Source organism: Psychrobacter sp. 16-MNA-CIBAN-0192 (assembly GCF_040309565.1).
Classification (GTDB): domain Bacteria; phylum Pseudomonadota; class Gammaproteobacteria; order Pseudomonadales; family Moraxellaceae; genus Psychrobacter.
This window is the reverse complement of record NZ_JBEOOX010000145.1, coordinates 1-281: the sequence shown is the minus strand read 5'-3', so window position 1 is coordinate 281 and position 281 is coordinate 1. Positions and strand designations below refer to the sequence as shown.

Sequence of the window (281 nt, the reverse complement as noted above, 5' to 3'; positions counted from 1 at the left end):
AGTTGTAGCTGCGGTAGTCGGCGTACATAAACAAGAGATTAGTTTTTTCAGTGATGTATTAAATACCTTGGCACGGCTACAAGACCAATGTAATCCGCTCGGTCAACGAATGTTGCTATCTGGAGATGTTGTGCATCGACTTGAGCAGCAAAATAGTCAATATGACCTGACTGATTTAGGCCCAATCATGCTTAAAGGTAAAAAACATCCGACTGAAGTGTATGGCGTTGCACCGATAAAACTGACCAACGCCTAAAACTGAGGTTAATTGAGTTTAGTTA

1 protein-coding gene is annotated in these 281 nt (G+C 41.3%); it reads left to right on the top strand.

Translation table 11 applies throughout. The features are described 5' to 3' along the window. Positions 1 to 256: adenylate/guanylate cyclase domain-containing protein (locus tag AAEY78_RS12690; RefSeq protein ID WP_352339686.1), on the top strand; the 256-nt coding region annotated here is incomplete at its 5' end. Positions 257 to 281 lie beyond the last annotated feature (25 nt).